A 636-nucleotide genomic window follows, 5' to 3' on the forward strand; every position below is an offset into this window, starting at 1 on the left:
GGGAAACCGGTGCTGCTTAACGTCTGGGCCACCTGGTGCCCGACCTGCCGCGCCGAGCATCAGTACCTGAACCGGCTGGCCGCGCAGGGTATCCGGGTGGTGGGGCTGAACTATAAGGACGACCGGGCGAAGGCGGTGGCCTGGTTAAAGGAACTGGGTAACCCGTATGCGCTGAGTTTATCGGACAGCGACGGGATGCTGGGGCTGGACCTGGGCGTGTACGGCGCGCCGGAAACCTTCCTCATCGACGGCAGGGGGATTATCCGCTACCGCCATGCGGGCGATTTGAATGCCCGGGTATGGGAAAGTGAACTGAAACCGCTGTGGGACAGATACAGCCGGGAGGCGGCGCAATGAGACTGTTACCGGGCATGGTGATGCTGATGCTGGTGCTGGTTATCGCCGGGTCAGCGCGGGCGACCACCGACGTGATGCCGTTTAAAGATGAAGCACAGGAGCAGCAGTTCCGCCAGCTCACGGAGCAGCTGCGCTGCCCGAAATGCCAGAACAACAGCATTGCGGACTCGAACGCGATGATAGCCACCGACATGCGCCGCAGGGTGTATGACCTGATGCAGGAGGGGAAGAGCCGCCAGGAAATCATCGATTACATGGTGGCGCGCTACGGCAACTTTG

Annotated in this window: 2 protein-coding genes; both read left to right on the plus strand. The window is 61.6% G+C overall.

The features are described 5' to 3' along the window. Window positions 1-357: DsbE family thiol:disulfide interchange protein (locus J4645_RS22090; protein WP_208209015.1), on the plus strand; the 357-nt coding region annotated here is incomplete at its 5' end. Continuing rightward, a partial coding sequence (locus J4645_RS22095) for a cytochrome c-type biogenesis protein CcmH (RefSeq protein ID WP_208209016.1) occupies window positions 354-636 on the plus strand: 283 nt, incomplete at its 3' end. The genes J4645_RS22090 and J4645_RS22095, both read left to right, overlap by 4 nt.

The organism is Salmonella sp. 32082101201600294FB01SM01, from assembly GCF_017572865.1.
Classification (GTDB): domain Bacteria; phylum Pseudomonadota; class Gammaproteobacteria; order Enterobacterales; family Enterobacteriaceae; genus Salmonella; species Salmonella enterica.